This is a genomic window from Corynebacterium sp. HMSC08F01 (genome assembly GCF_001807545.1).
In the GTDB taxonomy this organism is placed as follows: Bacteria; Actinomycetota; Actinomycetes; order Mycobacteriales; family Mycobacteriaceae; genus Corynebacterium; species Corynebacterium coyleae.
Map to the genome: position 1 here is coordinate 1 of NZ_KV789267.1, position 536 is coordinate 536.

General features: G+C 58.6%; 1 protein-coding gene. It reads left to right on the top strand.

Going from position 1 to position 536, the window contains the following annotated elements:
* Positions 1–536 (top strand): IS256 family transposase (locus HMPREF3171_RS00610; protein WP_210385581.1); only part of this gene is annotated, 536 nt, incomplete at both ends.

A 536-nucleotide genomic window follows, 5' to 3' on the forward strand; every position in this document is an offset into this window, starting at 1 on the left:
GATCTGGTGGCCACCCTTGGCATTTCCAACCTGTCGAAATCGCAAGTCTCGCGGATGTCGGAAGAACTCGACGAGATGGTCGCAGACTTCAGAAATCGCCCCCTGGACCCCGGCGGGTACGCCTACCTGTCCTGCGACGCACTGACGATCAAGGTGCGTGAAGGCGGCCGGGTGGTCAAATGCTCGGTGCTGCTTGCCACCGGTGTCAACGCCGATGGCTACCGGGAAATGCTCGGCATGCACGTCGCCACTGCGGAATCCAACGCATCGTGGAAAGGCTTCTTCCAAGACCTCAAAGCCCGCGGACTTCGTGGTGTCTTCCTTGTCACCAGTGATGCCCACGAAGGCATCCAGCATGCCATTTCCGAAGTGCTGCCCGATGCCTCCTGGCAGCGGTGCCGCACCCACTTTGCCAAAAACCTCTACGAGAAAGTCCCCAAAATGCAGTGGCCGATGGTCTCTGCGATGTTCCAGACGATCTTCCAACAACCGGATGAGGAATCAACCTGGGCGCAAGCCCGTGAAGTTGTTGACTT